The sequence below is a fragment of the Trabulsiella odontotermitis genome, assembly GCF_001188485.1.
Lineage (GTDB): Bacteria > Pseudomonadota > Gammaproteobacteria > Enterobacterales > Enterobacteriaceae > Trabulsiella > Trabulsiella odontotermitis_A.
This window is the reverse complement of record NZ_JNGH01000088.1, coordinates 113,239-128,393: the sequence shown is the minus strand read 5'-3', so window position 1 is coordinate 128,393 and position 15,155 is coordinate 113,239. Positions and strand designations below refer to the sequence as shown.

Genomic DNA, 15,155 nt, shown 5'->3' with positions numbered 1-15,155 from the left:
GTGAATTCTTAACAGAGACCAGAATTAATGGATAAATTTCGTGTGCAGGGGCCAACGCGGCTCCAGGGCGAAGTCACCATCTCAGGTGCAAAAAACGCCGCGCTTCCTATCCTTTTCGCCGCGTTGCTGGCGGAAGAGCCGATAGAAATCCAGAACGTACCGAAGCTAAAAGACATCGATACCACGATGAAGCTGCTGAGCCAGCTCGGCACCAAAGTGGAGCGTAACGGCTCCGTCTGGATTGATGCGGGTCCGGTCGACGTTTACTGCGCGCCCTATGAACTGGTCAAAACCATGCGTGCGTCCATCTGGGCGCTGGGTCCGCTGGTGGCGCGTTTCGGTCAGGGTCAGGTTTCTCTGCCAGGCGGCTGCGCGATTGGCGCACGTCCGGTGGATCTGCATATCAGCGGCCTCGAGCAGCTGGGTGCCGAAATTAAGCTGGAAGAGGGTTACGTCAAAGCGTCTGTGGATGGCCGCCTGAAAGGCGCGCATATCGTCATGGATAAAGTGAGCGTTGGCGCGACCGTCACCATCATGAGCGCGGCGACGCTGGCAGAAGGGACGACCATCATCGAAAACGCGGCCCGTGAACCGGAAATCGTGGATACCGCGAACTTCCTCAACACGCTGGGCGCGAAAATCAGCGGCCAGGGTACTGATCGCATCACCATCGAAGGCGTTACACGTCTCGGCGGCGGCGTTTATCGCGTGCTGCCGGATCGTATTGAAACCGGGACGTTCCTCGTCGCAGCCGCTATCTCCGGTGGCAAAATCATGTGCCGTAACGCCCAGCCGGATACGCTGGATGCGGTGCTGGCGAAGCTGCGCGAAGCGGGTGCGGAAATTGAAACCGGTGAAGACTGGATCAGCCTCGATATGCACGGCAAACGCCCGAAAGCGGTTAACGTACGTACTGCGCCGCATCCGGGGTTCCCGACGGATATGCAGGCACAGTTCACGTTGCTGAACCTGGTGGCTGAAGGCACCGGTGTGATCACCGAAACCATCTTCGAAAACCGCTTCATGCACATCCCTGAGCTGATTCGTATGGGCGCACATGCGGAAATCGAAAGCAATACGGCGATTTGCCACGGCGTAGCAACGCTGTCCGGTGCGCAGGTGATGGCGACCGATCTGCGCGCATCGGCCAGTCTGGTGCTGGCAGGATGTATTGCGGAAGGCACAACCGTTGTCGATCGTATTTACCATATCGATCGCGGCTATGAGCGCATTGAAGACAAACTGCGCGCGCTGGGTGCGAATATCGAGCGCGTGAAGGGCGAATAAGCTCTCCTCTCTGAAACGCAGCCCCCTGCCGTACTGGCAAGGGGGTTGCTGCCACAGGTTACTTCTTGCGTTGCCGCATCAGGCGCGTTCTGTCGATAAATTCATGCGTAATCGGATCGTGATACCGGGAAGGCCAGATAATCCAGGGATCGGTCTCAAGTGCTGTCGCGATAATCACTTCTCCTTTCGGCCATGGTCGGGTCAGAGCATTGGCGAGCGTGGACGAACTGAGTCCATTTTTGCGGGACTCTGCCGCCAGTGACGTTCCTTTTTTGCGTAATCCAGAAATGATATCCGCCGGATGCCAGTCAATAAACTTATCCATTTTTTCTCCCTGTTATTGACGTTATCAGAGTGTCGCCGGGTACTGCGACCCGATTACTATAACGCCGGAAGAAGATTTGTTCTAAAAAGTTCAAGTAAAATGATGTAAGATTCGGAAAATATCAAGGGATCAGGGAACTACGAGAAAGTAATGTCGGTTTTATTGGAGCGTTCTCGCACTTTTGTACGAGAACGTGTCAATTAACGATCGCGCTGAACGGCGATGTGGGCAAGGCCGATAAGCGCTTCGCGCCAGGGGGAATCAGGAAGAACCTGCAGCGCGGCAATGGCTTTGTCGGCTTCTTCTTCTGCGCGGGTACGCGTCCATTCGAGGGAACCGCAGGCAGCCATGGTTTCCAGGACGGGTTCCAGTAAGTGCCGGCCGTTACCCTGCTCAATGGCACCGCGGATCATCGCCGCCTGTTCAGCGGTACCGTGGCGCATCGCATGCAGCAGCGGCAGCGTTGGCTTGCCTTCGTTCAGGTCATCACCGACGTTTTTACCCAGCGTCTGGCCGTCAGCGCTGTAGTCGAGCAGATCATCGATTAACTGGAAGGCCGTACCGAGGTAGCGACCGTAATCCTGCAACCCTTTTTCCTGTTCGGCCGTGCAGTCCGCCAGCAGACCGGAGCACTGCGCCGCCGCTTCGAACAGGCGCGCGGTTTTGCTATAGATGACGCGCATGTAGTTCGCTTCGGTGATGTCAGGATCGTTGACGTTCATCAACTGCAATACTTCGCCTTCCGCGATGACGTTCACCGCCTCGGACATGATTTCCAGCACTTTGAGCGAACCCAGGCTGGTCATCATTTGAAACGCGCGGGTNGATGAAGTCGCCGACCAGCACGCTGGCGGCGTTACCAAATGCCGCATTGGCGGTGGCTTTACCGCGTCGCATGTCGGACTCATCCACAACATCGTCATGAAGCAGGGTGGCAGTGTGGATAAACTCAATCAGTGCAGCGATGGTGACGTGAGCGTTACCCTCGTAGCCCACCGCGCGCGCAGCCAGTACCGCAATCATTGGACGGATGCGTTTACCGCCGCCGCTGATGATGTAGTACCCCAGTTGATTGATCAACTGCACGTCGGAATTGAGCTGTTCGAGAATTGTCGCATTGACTCCCGCCATGTCTTGCGCGGTTAACTCATTGATTTTTTCTAAATTCATCGCAAAAGCCGGGCTAAATGTCCTGTTTACCGCTGACTCTTAGGAGAAAGCGTAGGGTTTACCTTAGAATTGTAGACATGATTGTACTGAAAAAACGCGCCAGATAAACGTTGCCGTGCCAGTTGTGTTTTTTTTCTGCATGGATTGACGATCACACTTGTCAAAGGCGCTCGATTTGCGTAATATTCGCGCCCTATTGTGAATATTTATAGCGCACTCTGAATCACACGATTACGTGCGCGGAAGCGGAGTTTTATATGTACGCGGTTTTCCAAAGTGGTGGTAAACAACACCGAGTAAGCGAAGGTCAGACCGTTCGCCTGGAAAAGCTGGACATCGCAACTGGCGAATCTGTTGAATTCGCTGAAGTTCTGATGATCGCAAACGGTGAAGAAGTCAAAATCGGCGTTCCTTTCGTTGATGGCGGCGTAATCAAAGCTGAAGTTGTTGCTCATGGTCGTGGCGAGAAAGTTAAAATCGTTAAGTTTCGTCGCCGTAAACACTACCGTAAGCAGCAGGGCCACCGTCAGTGGTACACTGACGTGAAAATTACTGGCATCAGCGCCTAAGACCTGAGGAGAGATTTAAATGGCACATAAAAAGGCTGGCGGCTCCACTCGTAACGGTCGCGATTCAGAAGCTAAACGCCTGGGCGTTAAGCGTTTCGGTGGCGAATCCGTTCTGGCGGGTAGCATCATCGTTCGTCAACGTGGTACCAAATTCCACGCTGGCACTAACGTAGGTTGCGGTCGTGACCACACTCTGTTTGCTAAAGCAGACGGTAAAGTGAAATTCGAAGTTAAAGGCCCGAACAACCGTAAATACATCAGCATCGTTGCTGAGTAAGGTTTTCTCGGTCCGGTAACGGATTAAAGCCCCGCAACGTGTTGCGGGGCTTTTTACATTGGAAACCCGGAAAATTTTCAGCAGGAAACCGCGGGCATGAAGCAGCAGGCAGGCATTGGTATTCTTTTGGCGCTCATCACAGCCGTATGCTGGGGCGCGTTGCCAATTGCAATGAAACAGGTGCTTGAAGTGATGGAGCCGCCCACGGTGGTGTTCTATCGCTTTCTGATGGCAAGCATTGGCCTTGGGGCCATTCTGGCTATCAAAGGAAAACTTCCGCCGCTGCGCATTTTTCGTAAACCGCGCTGGCTGGTGCTGTTAGCCATTGCCACGGGCGGTTTGTTCGGAAACTTCATTCTGTTCAGCTCTTCCCTGCAATACCTTAGCCCGACGGCCTCGCAGGTGATTGGTCAGCTGTCGCCGGTTGGCATGATGGTGGCGAGCGTTGTCATCCTCAAGGAGAAGATGCGTGGCACCCAGGTGGTCGGCGCGCTGATGCTGCTTAGCGGTCTGGTGATGTTCTTTAACACCAGCCTGATTGAAATTTTTACCCGCCTGACGGATTACACCTGGGGCGTGATTTTCGGCGTCGCTGCCGCCACGGTATGGGTGAGCTACGGCGTCGCGCAAAAGGTGTTATTGCGCCGTCTGGCGTCACAGCAGATCCTCTTTTTGCTGTACACTTTATGTACAATAGCGTTGCTGCCGCTGGCAGCGCCGGGAAAGGTATTTGCGTTGAGCCACTGGCAACTGGCCTGCCTGATTTTCTGCGGCCTGAATACCCTGGTGGGCTACGGTGCGCTGGCGGAAGCCATGGCACGCTGGCAGGCGGCGCAGGTGAGCGCGTTAATCACGCTTACCCCTTTGTTTACACTGTTATTTTCAGATTTGTTATCACTGGCCTGGCCCGATTTCTTCGCCAGACCGATGTTAAACCTTTTAGGTTATCTCGGTGCGTTTGTCGTGGTTGCGGGCGCGATGTATTCCGCCATTGGTCATCGTCTTTGGGGACGCTGGCGCAAGCGTGAAGCGGTAATACCGTTACCGCGCTCAGGCGAATGATTTACGGAGAGTAAGATGAAGTTTGTTGATGAAGCAACGATCCTTGTGGTCGCAGGTGATGGCGGTAATGGTTGCGTCAGCTTCCGCCGCGAAAAATACATTCCGAAAGGTGGCCCGGACGGTGGTGACGGCGGCGATGGCGGTGACGTCTGGCTTGAGGCGGATGAAAACCTCAACACGCTGATCGACTACCGTTTCGAAAAAGCCTTCCGCGCCGAGCGTGGGCAGAACGGCCAGAGCCGCGACTGTACCGGTAAACGTGGTCAGGACGTCACCGTGAAGGTGCCGGTCGGGACGCGCGTTATCGATCAGGGCACCGGTGAAGTGATGGGCGACATGACCAAACACGGTCAGCGCCTGATGGTGGCGAAGGGCGGCTGGCACGGCCTCGGCAACACCCGTTTTAAATCCTCCGTTAACCGTACACCGCGTCAGAAAACGATGGGTACACCGGGCGATAAGCGCGATCTGCAACTGGAGCTGATGCTGCTGGCAGACGTCGGGATGCTGGGGATGCCGAACGCCGGTAAATCCACCTTTATCCGCGCCGTTTCCGCGGCAAAGCCGAAAGTGGCGGATTATCCGTTTACCACGCTGGTGCCGAGCCTCGGCGTTGTCCGTATGGATAACGAGAAGAGCTTTGTGGTGGCTGACATTCCCGGGCTGATTGAAGGGGCCGCAGAAGGCGCAGGCCTCGGCATTCGCTTCCTGAAGCACCTGGAGCGTTGCCGCGTGCTGCTGCATCTCATCGATATCGAACCTATCGACGGTTCCGACCCGGTGGAAAACGCCCGCATCATCATTGGCGAGCTGGAGAAATACAGCGAAAAACTGGCCTCCAAGCCACGCTGGCTGGTCTTTAATAAGATCGACCTGATGGATAAAGCCGCTGCGGAAGAGAAGGCGAAAGCCATCGCCGACGCGCTGGGCTGGGAAGAAAAGTTCTATCTCATCTCTGCGGCAACGCAGGTGGGCGTGAAAGATCTGTGCTGGGACGTCATGACCTTTATCATCGAAAACCCGATTGTTCAGACCGAAGAAGAGAAAGTCGCGGAAAAAGTCGAGTTTATGTGGGACGACTATCATCGCGAACAGCTTGAAGAGGCTGACGTCGAGGATGATGAAGACTGGGACGACGACTGGGATGAAGACGACGAAGAAGGCGTCGAATTTATCTACAAGCGCTAAGTGAAAAAGGCTCCCGACGGGAGCCTTTTCATTAGTTGTTCTGATAAATATCTTTATACAGTCGGCTTTCAAAGCGAACCAGCGGAATTCGGCGGTTACGCTGATCAGCTGGCTCGACCGCATAGCCGGAGAGGTACTGCACAAAGGCCATGCGCTGACCACTGGCGGTGGTGATAAAACCGGCGAGGTTATAAACCCCCTGCAACGACCCGGTTTTCGCGGAGACTTTTCCATCTACCCCCGCCGCGTGCAGGCCTGCACGATATTGCAGCGAACCATCGTGACCGGCAAGCGGCAGCATGGTGATGAAATTCAGTTGGTTATCATGCTGTGCGATGTACTGCAGCACCTGCATCATTGTCGCCGGCGCGAGCAGGTTGTGTCGTGATAACCCGGAGCCGTCGGCAATGATCGTATTGCCTAAATCAACACCCGCCTGCTGACGGAGGATCTGCCGTACCGCATCGGAACCCGCACGCCAGGTACCTGGCACGCCAAACCGCGCATGGCCAATCATGCGAAATACGGTATCGGCAATCATGTTGTCTGATTTTTTCAGCATGATTTTCAGCAGGTCGTGCAGCGGCGCCGACTGCTTGCTGGCGATGACCGTGCCTGGCTCATCGGGTAGCGTCTGGCGTAGCAGCGTGCCGGTGTAGCTGATGCCCGCCTGCTTAAGTTCATCTTTGAGGATCGCCCCGGCGTAGGCCGCGCCATCCTGAATAGCGAACGCCAGCGGCAACGGCTCGCTGCGTTGCGGCAGACAGCCGGTCAGGGTGAAACGGTTTAAATCGCCCGGCACAACGTCGAGCTCGCAGTACTGGGCATCGCCAGAGCCGCGCGCCAGCGTGCGTACCTGGCTGAACATGGTGACAGGGTAGTAAGAGGCCACACGGATAAACGCCAGATCGCCAGGTTTTTGCGCGCTGTAGAGCGATACCGAGAAACAGTTGCGATCGACAATCGCGGCGGCGGGCGGTGGGGCTTTGTCATGGCTGGCGAAAATGGAGGTATCGACGAGGAGATTTCCTGCAATTTTTTCGACGCCCGATCGCTTCAGAACGGCCACCATATTGCGAATATCCTGACGTTTTAGCGTCGGATCGCCACCGAAGCGGGCAATCAGGTCACCTTTCAGAACGCCACTTTCTACGCTACCCTTACTTTCCAGTGTGGTCGTAAAACGAAAGTCCGGGCCAAGCTGGAGAAGCGCCGCCAGCGCGGTAATCACCTTCTGTGTACTGGCCGGTAACGCCATTTGCTGGCCGTGGTAGTCAATGTCCGGCGATGGTGCGCCGATTTTTTGAACCATAAGCGCAAGATTGGCACCTGCGGGAAGCTGGTTAACGTATTCGTCAACATTCGCCGCCTGCACACCGAACGCTATACTGGTGGTCAATCCGATGATAAATCTGGAAAATCGCATAATCCCGCGCTAACAACCTGGAAACCAGCCGCCATACTACGGCGCATTGCCCTGAAAAGTAAACGATGACCCATAGTGAACTTCAGGTTAAAATGCGTATCAAATGAAAAAATTGCTGCTGACCTGGGGTTTTCCCCCGGGTCAGTTTTCTTTTGCTTTTGTCCTGCCATTCGCGGGTCAGAAGCTCCGGAACGGCGTCAATCCGTTCCTCGAAGGAATGATGAAGAGGTATAACAAATGCAAGCTATTCCGATGACCTTACGTGGTGCCGAAAAACTCCGCGAAGAACTGGAGTATCTGAAATCCGTTCGCCGCCCTGAAATCATTGCGGCCATCGCCGAAGCCCGTGAGCATGGCGATCTGAAAGAAAATGCGGAATACCACGCCGCCCGCGAACAGCAGGGGTTTTGTGAAGGTCGAATCAAAGACATCGAAGCGAAGCTGTCTAACGCGCAGGTTATCGACATCACCAAAATGCCGAAAAATGGCCGGGTGATTTTTGGCGCGACCGTCAGCGTGCTGAACCTCGATAACGACGAAGAGCAGACCTACCGTATCGTGGGTGATGACGAAGCCGATTTTAAGCAAAATCTGATTTCTGTGAATTCGCCTATCGCGCGCGGCCTGATTGGCAAAGAGCAGGATGACGTTGTGGTCATCCGTACGCCAGGCGGCGAAGTCGAATATGAAATCATTAAGGTTGAATACCTTTGATTTGATCGCAGCCTGTTGCGTGTTGATAAATTGTAAAGATAAGAAAAAGGCCGCATAGCGGCCTTTTAACAACGTAAAGAGCATGGCATTTTGCTCGTCTGCTCGCGGAACCCCTCGTTTTACACAACGTTGTGTGCAACTTTAGGATATTCTTAGCGTGGCAACGAGATTTTGCGCTCTTTGGTTGGACGGTACAGAACCAGTGTTTTACCGATGACCTGTACATTGCAGGCGCCGGTTTCACGGACGATAGCTTCCACGATCAGGCTCTTGGTCTCTCTGTCTTCAGAGGCGATCTTAATTTTGATCAGCTCGTGGTGATCCAACGCTTGTTCAATCTCGGCCAGTACCCCTTCGGTCAAACCATTATTGCCAAGCATAACTACTGGCTTGAGCGGATGTGCCAGACCCTTGAGGTGCTGTTTTTGTTTAGTACTCAGATTCATCGTATATTTTTACTTACGTTGGGATTGAAAACGGTACATTCTACCGCCATCTCCCTAATATCGCCAAATTGCCGCGTCGAAATTTACGTCGGTGTATACGATGAAACCGGATGGAAAGTTAAATGACAGGTAAAAAGCGTTCTGCCAGCTCAAGCCGCTGGCTCCAGGAACACTTTAGCGATAAATACGTTCAGCAGGCACAGAAAAAGGGGTTGCGTTCCCGTGCCTGGTTTAAACTTGATGAAATACAGCAAAGTGACAAGCTCTTTAAGCCGGGAATGACGATTGTCGATCTCGGCGCTGCACCCGGCGGTTGGTCGCAATATGCGGTGACGCAAATCGGCGGCACCGGCCGAATCATCGCCTGCGATCTTTTGCCTATGGATCCAATCGTCGGCGTGGACTTCCTTCAGGGCGATTTTCGTGATGAATTAGTCCTCAAAGCGTTACTTGAGCGTGTAGGTGACAGTAAAGTACAGGTTGTCATGTCCGATATGGCACCGAACATGTGTGGAACCCCGGCGGTGGATATTCCGCGGGCCATGTATCTGGTGGAGCTGGCGCTTGAAATGTGTCGGGATGTCCTGGCGCCAGGCGGTAGTTTTGTAGTCAAAGTGTTCCAGGGCGAAGGTTTCGAAGAGTACCTACGGGAAATTCGCTCCCTGTTTACGAAGGTCAAAGTTCGTAAGCCGGACTCTTCACGCGCACGTTCGCGTGAAGTGTACATTGTAGCGACCGGGCGAAAATAATAGACGGTGAATTTCAGGCGAAATTTTGAAAGACGCTGGATATAGAGTATCCTGACGCTGTTTTTAACACAGTTGTAATAAGAGGTTAATCCCTTGAGTGACATGGCGAAAAACCTAATACTCTGGCTGGTCATTGCTGTTGTGCTGATGTCAGTGTTCCAGAGCTTTGGGCCCAGCGAGTCGAATGGCCGTAAGGTGGAGTATTCTACCTTCCTGCAAGAGGTCAATAATGACCAGGTTCGCGAAGCGCGTATCAACGGACGTGAGATCAACGTTACCAAGAAAGATAGTAACCGTTACACGACTTACATTCCGGTTAACGATCCTAAGCTGCTTGATAACCTGCTGACCAAAAACGTCAAAGTGGTTGGTGAACCGCCGGAAGAGCCGAGCCTGCTGGCTTCTATCTTCATCTCCTGGTTCCCGATGCTGCTGTTGATTGGTGTCTGGATCTTCTTCATGCGCCAGATGCAGGGCGGTGGCGGCAAAGGGGCTATGTCGTTCGGTAAAAGCAAAGCCCGTATGCTGACGGAAGATCAGATCAAAACCACCTTCGCTGACGTCGCCGGTTGTGACGAAGCAAAAGAAGAGGTGGCTGAGCTGGTCGAATACCTGCGCGAGCCAAGCCGCTTCCAGAAACTGGGCGGTAAAATCCCGAAAGGCGTCCTGATGGTCGGCCCTCCGGGTACCGGTAAAACGCTGCTGGCGAAAGCGATCGCCGGTGAAGCGAAAGTGCCGTTCTTTACGATTTCCGGTTCTGACTTCGTTGAAATGTTCGTGGGTGTCGGTGCATCTCGTGTGCGTGACATGTTCGAACAGGCCAAGAAGGCGGCACCTTGCATTATCTTCATCGATGAAATCGATGCCGTGGGTCGTCAGCGTGGCGCTGGACTTGGCGGCGGTCACGATGAGCGTGAGCAGACCCTGAACCAGATGCTGGTTGAGATGGACGGCTTCGAAGGTAACGAAGGTATTATCGTTATCGCGGCAACTAACCGTCCGGACGTTCTCGACCCGGCGCTGCTGCGTCCTGGCCGTTTCGATCGCCAGGTCGTGGTTGGCCTGCCGGATGTTCGCGGTCGTGAGCAGATCCTGAAAGTGCATATGCGTCGCGTCCCGCTGTCGCCGGATATCGATGCGGCTATCATTGCCCGCGGTACCCCAGGCTTCTCGGGTGCAGACCTCGCGAACCTCGTGAACGAAGCCGCGCTTTTTGCCGCTCGCGGTAACAAACGCGTCGTCTCGATGGTGGAATTCGAGAAAGCGAAAGACAAAATCATGATGGGTGCGGAACGTCGCTCCATGGTGATGACGGAAGCGCAGAAAGAATCAACCGCGTACCACGAAGCGGGTCACGCGATTATCGGTCGCCTGGTGCCGGAACACGATCCGGTACACAAAGTGACGATTATCCCGCGTGGACGTGCGCTCGGTGTGACGTTCTTCCTGCCGGAAGGTGATGCCATCAGCGCCAGCCGTCAGAAGCTGGAAAGTCAGATCTCCACGCTGTACGGCGGTCGTCTGGCGGAAGAGATTATCTACGGTGTGGAACATGTGTCTACCGGGGCGTCGAACGACATTAAAGTCGCAACCAACCTGGCGCGTAACATGGTGACCCAGTGGGGCTTCTCCGACAAACTCGGTCCGCTGCTGTACGCAGAGGAAGAGGGCGAAGTGTTCCTTGGCCGCTCAGTGGCGAAAGCGAAGCATATGTCTGATGAGACCGCGCGTATCATCGACCAGGAAGTGAAAGCGCTGATTGAACGTAACTACAATCGTGCTCGTCAGATCCTGAACGATAACATGGACATCCTGCATGCCATGAAAGAGGCGCTCATGAAATATGAGACCATCGATGCGCCGCAGATCGACGACCTGATGGCCCGTCGCGAAGTCCGCGCACCGGCAGGCTGGGAAGATCCGAATACGCCGAACAATTCTGACAACAATGGCACCCCGCGTGCGCCGCGTCCGGTCGATGAACCGCGTACGCCGAACCCGGGCAATACCATGTCAGAACAGTTAGGTGATAAATAAGTCATCCGCTGTTGATGACGCTGTCTCTGTCTGAAACCCTGGGGCTTGCCCCGGGGTTTTTCTTATTCAAATAACCATAAAAATACCAGGGAATAGACCATGAAGCTGACTGCACAGGGCGCAGAACTTGACCTCAATTTTCCTCATGTCATGGGGATCCTTAACGTTACGCCTGATTCCTTCTCCGATGGCGGTACGCACAATACGCTGGTGGAAGCAGTCAAACATGCCAATCTGATGATTAACGCGGGTGCGACAATCATTGACGTGGGGGGTGAATCCACGCGCCCCGGTGCTGCGGACGTTAGCGTCGAAGAAGAGCTGGAACGCGTGATCCCGGTTGTCGAAGCCATTGCGCAGCGTTTTGAAGTCTGGATTTCCGTTGATACCTCAAAACCTGAAGTGATCCGTGAATCGGCGAGAGTGGGCGCTCACATCATTAATGATATCCGCTCGCTGACCGAACCCGGCGCGCTGGAAGCAGCAGCAGAAACGGGCCTGCCGGTCTGCCTGATGCATATGCAGGGTCAGCCGAAAACCATGCAGGAAGCGCCGCACTACGACGATGTGTTCGCCGATGTAAATCGTTTCTTTATTGAGCAGATCGCACGCTGTGAGCGGGCAGGCATCGCAAAAGAGAAATTGTTGCTCGACCCGGGATTCGGTTTCGGTAAAAATCTCACCCATAATTATGCCTTGCTCGCACGACTGTCCGAATTTCATCACTTTGGCCTGCCGTTGTTAGTGGGCATGTCGCGTAAGTCGATGGTGGGCCAGTTGTTGAACGTGGGGCCGTCTGAGCGTTTGAGTGGAAGCCTTGCCTGTGCGGTGATCGCGGCGATGCAGGGCGCACAAATCATTCGCGTCCATGATGTAAAAGAAACAGTAGAAGCGATGCGCGTCGTCGAAGCGACGCTGTCAGCAAGGGAAGATAAACGCTATGAGTAACCGTAAATATTTTGGCACCGATGGTATCCGTGGTCGCGTGGGCGATGCGCCGATTACCCCTGATTTCGTTCTGAAACTCGGCTGGGCGGCGGGTAAGGTGCTGGCGCGTCATGGATCGCGCAAGGTGATTATCGGTAAAGACACGCGTATTTCAGGCTATATGCTGGAGTCAGCGCTGGAAGCAGGGCTGGCGGCTGCGGGGCTGTCTGCATCATTCACCGGGCCAATGCCAACCCCGGCGGTGGCCTACCTGACGCGTACCTTCCGTGCTGAAGCAGGCATCGTGATTTCCGCATCCCACAACCCGTATTATGACAACGGGATCAAATTCTTCTCCATCGACGGTACCAAATTGCCGGACGAGGTTGAAGCGGCAATTGAAGCAGAACTGGAAAAAGAGATCAGCTGCGTGGACTCTGCTGAACTCGGCAAGGCGAGCCGCATCGTGGATGCTGCTGGCCGTTACATTGAGTTCTGTAAAGCGACCTTTCCGAATGAATTGAGCCTGAACGAGCTGAAAGTGGTGGTTGACTGTGCGAACGGCGCGACCTATCACATCGCCCCGAGCGTGTTCCGTGAACTGGGTGCGAAAGTCATCACCATGGGCTGCGAGCCGGATGGCGTCAACATCAACGAAGGCGTGGGCGCAACGGATGTACGGGCGCTTCAGGCCCGCGTTCTGGCTGAGAAAGCGGATCTTGGCGTTGCGTTTGACGGCGACGGTGACCGCGTCATCATGGTTGACCACCAGGGCAACAAAGTGGATGGCGATCAGATCCTCTACATCATCGCCCGTGAAGGTCTGCGTCAGGGCCAGCTACGCGGCGGCGCCGTGGGCACACTGATGAGCAATATGGGGCTGGAGCTGGCGCTGAAACAGCTGGGCATCCCGTTTGCGCGTGCAAAAGTGGGTGACCGCTATGTGCTGGAACTGCTGCAGGAGAAAGGCTGGCGCATCGGTGCGGAAAACTCCGGCCACGTGATCCTGCTGGACAAAACCACTACCGGCGACGGTATCGTTGCGGGCCTGCAGGTCGTTGCGGCGATGGTACGCAACCACATGAGCCTGTACGATCTGTGCAGCGGTATGAAGATGTTCCCACAGGTGCTGGTCAACGTGCGTTACAGCGCCAATTCAGCGAATCCGCTGGAGAACGAAACCGTAAAAAGCGTGACGGCGGAAGTCGAAACGGCGCTGGCGGGACGCGGTCGCGTGCTGCTGCGTAAATCCGGTACTGAACCGTTGATTCGCGTGATGGTGGAAGGCGAAGATGACGCCCAGGTCACTGCTTTCGCCCATCGCATCGCTGATGCGGTAAAAGCGGTATAACACGGCTTTCTAAGTGTTTAAAAAGGCGGCGCAAGTCGCCTTTTTTCCAGTGATACGCCACTTTTTGCTGTTTTTTTCCGCAGTTGGTACAATGCGATAAATTTGCCCTTGCGAAGGTTATTCGCTTTGGTTAGTATTCACACCCGCTTCAGTGGGAAACCTCAAACGTCCCGCTTTATTGGTGAAGCAATTGGCATGCGGTCATCCCGCAAGGAACAGGTTGATTATGTACGAAGCTCTTTTAGTTGTTTTCCTTATTGTGGCGATTGGCCTGATTGGTCTGATCATGCTGCAGCAAGGTAAAGGCGCTGATATGGGAGCCTCCTTTGGAGCAGGTGCTTCCGCCACGTTATTTGGTTCTAGCGGTTCTGGTAACTTCATGACCCGTATGACCGCTTTGCTGGCGACGCTGTTCTTTATCATCAGCCTGGTTCTGGGTAACCTGAACACCAACAAAACCAGTAAAGGAAGCGAGTGGGAATCTCTGAGTGCGCCAGCGAAAACTGAGCAGACTCAGCCAGCAGCGCCGGCTCAGCCGAGCAGCGATATCCCGCACTAAGTTATAAGTCGTACCGAGGTGGTGGAATTGGTAGACACGCTACCTTGAGGTGGTAGTGCCCTAACGGGCTTGTGGGTTCGAGTCCCATCCTCGGTACCAATATTTAAAGAATGGACGTCAACCGACGTCCATTTTTGTATCTGAAGCCCACGTAATTACTGGTTTTCTCCCCCGATTTATACTCTCCTGACCCAACGTTATTCAGGTAACGGCGCTGGCCGTTTGAAACGCCAGCGCCTGGCAAACTGCTCCAGAGAGCAGCAGAGCAGGTAATAGACGACACCAGTAAAGATAAAAATGGCTGCCGGGTAAATTTGCACCCGGTAATTCACCTGCCCTGCAACCGTGGTCAGTTCAGGCACGTTCACAATGAACGACCCTGGAAGATCGCTTCCTGGCGCCGAAAGCTGCGGAAGGTGGAATTGAAGTGCGCGAGTATCTTTATCCTCTTTACGTTCGCTGCTGGCACTGGGGAAATGCCTTGCTGTTTATTCTGCTGTTGCTGACTGGCCTTGCGGGACATTTTACCGTCGGGTCGGTGCCGTTTATGGTGGAGATGCACCGAATATGCGGGTTTGTGTTAGTGGCTTTCTCGCTCATCTTTGTCCTGATTAATCTGTTCAGCCGCAACGGACAACATTACCGGGTACGTCTGGCCGGAATAATTTCTCGCTGTCTTCTGCAGGTTCGTTATTATCTGTACGGCATTATGAAAGGGGAACCGCACCCGTTTGAGGCCACTGAAACGCAAAAATTCAACCCCCTGCAGCAGCTCGGGTATCTGGCGATTATGTATTTGCTGGTGCCGTTATTAATCATTGCTGGCCTGCTGTGTCTCTGGCCAGTTGCGGGTTTTGGCGGGCCACTGATGCTGATGCTGCATTTTGCGCTGGGCATCGCATGGCTGATGTTTATCTGTGTTCACATCTATCTCTGTACCCAGGGAGATACGCCAGCACAAATTTTTCGCAGCATGATCGATGGTTACCATCGGCACCGCAGTCATGAAAGACAAGAACGGTAGCAACAAGTAAGCATAGCAATACGCTGTTCTAGCTTAAGTTAACG

14 protein-coding genes, 1 tRNA gene and 3 pseudogenes are annotated in these 15,155 nt (G+C 54.2%); 13 read left to right on the top strand and 5 right to left on the bottom strand.

Going from position 1 to position 15,155, the window contains the following annotated elements; genetic code table 11:
• Positions 1 to 27 precede the first annotated feature (27 nt).
• Positions 28 to 1,287, top strand: coding sequence for a UDP-N-acetylglucosamine 1-carboxyvinyltransferase (gene murA / locus GM30_RS12605; protein WP_049848900.1), 1,260 nt, complete (start codon positions 28 to 30; stop codon positions 1,285 to 1,287).
• 58 nt (positions 1,288 to 1,345) lie between these two features.
• Here the strand turns inward: murA and sfsB are convergent, their stop codons facing one another.
• The gene (gene sfsB / locus GM30_RS12600) at positions 1,346 to 1,612 is read right to left on the bottom strand and encodes a DNA-binding transcriptional regulator SfsB (RefSeq protein WP_038160878.1); all 267 of its coding nucleotides are present in this window, start codon (positions 1,610 to 1,612) and stop codon (positions 1,346 to 1,348) included.
• A gap of 200 nt (positions 1,613 to 1,812) precedes the next feature.
• Positions 1,813 to 2,782: pseudogene (ispB, locus tag GM30_RS12595) on the bottom strand (octaprenyl diphosphate synthase).
• Between the two features lie 257 nt (positions 2,783 to 3,039).
• Between ispB and rplU the strand changes: the two are divergent.
• From rplU to cgtA, 4 genes are all read left to right on the top strand, one after another.
• On the top strand, positions 3,040 to 3,351 hold the full coding sequence (gene rplU, locus GM30_RS12590) for a 50S ribosomal protein L21 (RefSeq protein ID WP_049848899.1): 312 nt from the start codon (positions 3,040 to 3,042) through the stop codon (positions 3,349 to 3,351).
• Between the two features lie 19 nt (positions 3,352 to 3,370).
• Positions 3,371 to 3,628: a 50S ribosomal protein L27 gene (gene rpmA, locus GM30_RS12585; protein WP_003861831.1), complete on the top strand. Its 258-nt coding sequence runs from the start codon at positions 3,371 to 3,373 to the stop codon at positions 3,626 to 3,628.
• Between the two features lie 96 nt (positions 3,629 to 3,724).
• A complete protein-coding gene (locus tag GM30_RS12580) occupies positions 3,725 to 4,690 on the top strand; it encodes a DMT family transporter (protein ID WP_049848898.1) in 966 nt (321 codons plus the stop codon).
• A 15-nt stretch (positions 4,691 to 4,705) separates the two neighbouring features.
• A complete protein-coding gene (gene cgtA / locus GM30_RS12575) occupies positions 4,706 to 5,878 on the top strand; it encodes an Obg family GTPase CgtA (RefSeq protein WP_049848897.1) in 1,173 nt (390 codons plus the stop codon).
• 31 nt (positions 5,879 to 5,909) lie between these two features.
• Here cgtA and dacB read toward each other — a convergent pair whose 3' ends face one another.
• Entirely contained in the window at positions 5,910 to 7,304 is a 1,395-nt protein-coding gene (dacB, locus tag GM30_RS12570; RefSeq protein ID WP_049848896.1) for a serine-type D-Ala-D-Ala carboxypeptidase, read from the bottom strand.
• Positions 7,305 to 7,541: 237 nt separating this feature from the next.
• Between dacB and greA the strand changes: the two genes are divergently transcribed.
• Positions 7,542 to 8,018 carry a transcription elongation factor GreA gene (gene greA / locus GM30_RS12565; protein ID WP_049848895.1) on the top strand — a complete coding sequence of 159 codons (477 nt, stop codon included), beginning with the start codon at positions 7,542 to 7,544 and terminating at the stop codon, positions 8,016 to 8,018.
• Positions 8,019 to 8,170: 152 nt separating this feature from the next.
• Here the strand turns inward: greA and yhbY are convergent, their stop codons facing one another.
• Entirely contained in the window at positions 8,171 to 8,464 is a 294-nt protein-coding gene (yhbY, locus tag GM30_RS12560; protein WP_038160901.1) for a ribosome assembly RNA-binding protein YhbY, read from the bottom strand.
• Positions 8,465 to 8,586: 122 nt separating this feature from the next.
• Here yhbY and rlmE point away from each other — a divergent pair, with 122 nt between their 5' ends.
• From rlmE to GM30_RS12530, 6 genes are all read left to right on the top strand, one after another.
• Entirely contained in the window at positions 8,587 to 9,213 is a 627-nt protein-coding gene (gene rlmE, locus GM30_RS12555; protein ID WP_049848894.1) for a 23S rRNA (uridine(2552)-2'-O)-methyltransferase RlmE, read from the top strand.
• A 102-nt stretch (positions 9,214 to 9,315) separates the two neighbouring features.
• Positions 9,316 to 11,250: an ATP-dependent zinc metalloprotease FtsH gene (ftsH, locus tag GM30_RS12550; RefSeq protein WP_049848893.1), complete on the top strand. Its 1,935-nt coding sequence runs from the start codon at positions 9,316 to 9,318 to the stop codon at positions 11,248 to 11,250.
• 99 nt (positions 11,251 to 11,349) lie between these two features.
• Entirely contained in the window at positions 11,350 to 12,198 is an 849-nt protein-coding gene (gene folP / locus GM30_RS12545) for a dihydropteroate synthase (RefSeq protein WP_049848892.1), read from the top strand.
• Positions 12,191 to 13,528, top strand: coding sequence for a phosphoglucosamine mutase (gene glmM, locus GM30_RS12540; RefSeq protein WP_049848891.1), 1,338 nt, complete (start codon positions 12,191 to 12,193; stop codon positions 13,526 to 13,528). Before folP ends, glmM begins: the two co-directional genes overlap by 8 nt.
• A gap of 226 nt (positions 13,529 to 13,754) precedes the next feature.
• The gene (gene secG, locus GM30_RS12535) at positions 13,755 to 14,087 is read left to right on the top strand and encodes a preprotein translocase subunit SecG (protein ID WP_049848890.1); all 333 of its coding nucleotides are present in this window, start codon (positions 13,755 to 13,757) and stop codon (positions 14,085 to 14,087) included.
• 12 nt (positions 14,088 to 14,099) lie between these two features.
• Positions 14,100 to 14,186 (top strand) — tRNA-Leu (locus tag GM30_RS12530).
• A gap of 98 nt (positions 14,187 to 14,284) precedes the next feature.
• Here the strand turns inward: GM30_RS12530 and GM30_RS24410 are convergent.
• A pseudogene (locus GM30_RS24410) lies at positions 14,285 to 14,464 on the bottom strand (amino acid ABC transporter permease); the annotation flags it as partial.
• 11 nt (positions 14,465 to 14,475) lie between these two features.
• Here GM30_RS24410 and phsC point away from each other — a divergent pair.
• Positions 14,476 to 15,111, top strand: a pseudogene (phsC, locus tag GM30_RS12525) (thiosulfate reductase cytochrome B subunit); the annotation flags it as partial.
• Between the last annotated feature and the right edge of the window lie 44 nt (positions 15,112 to 15,155).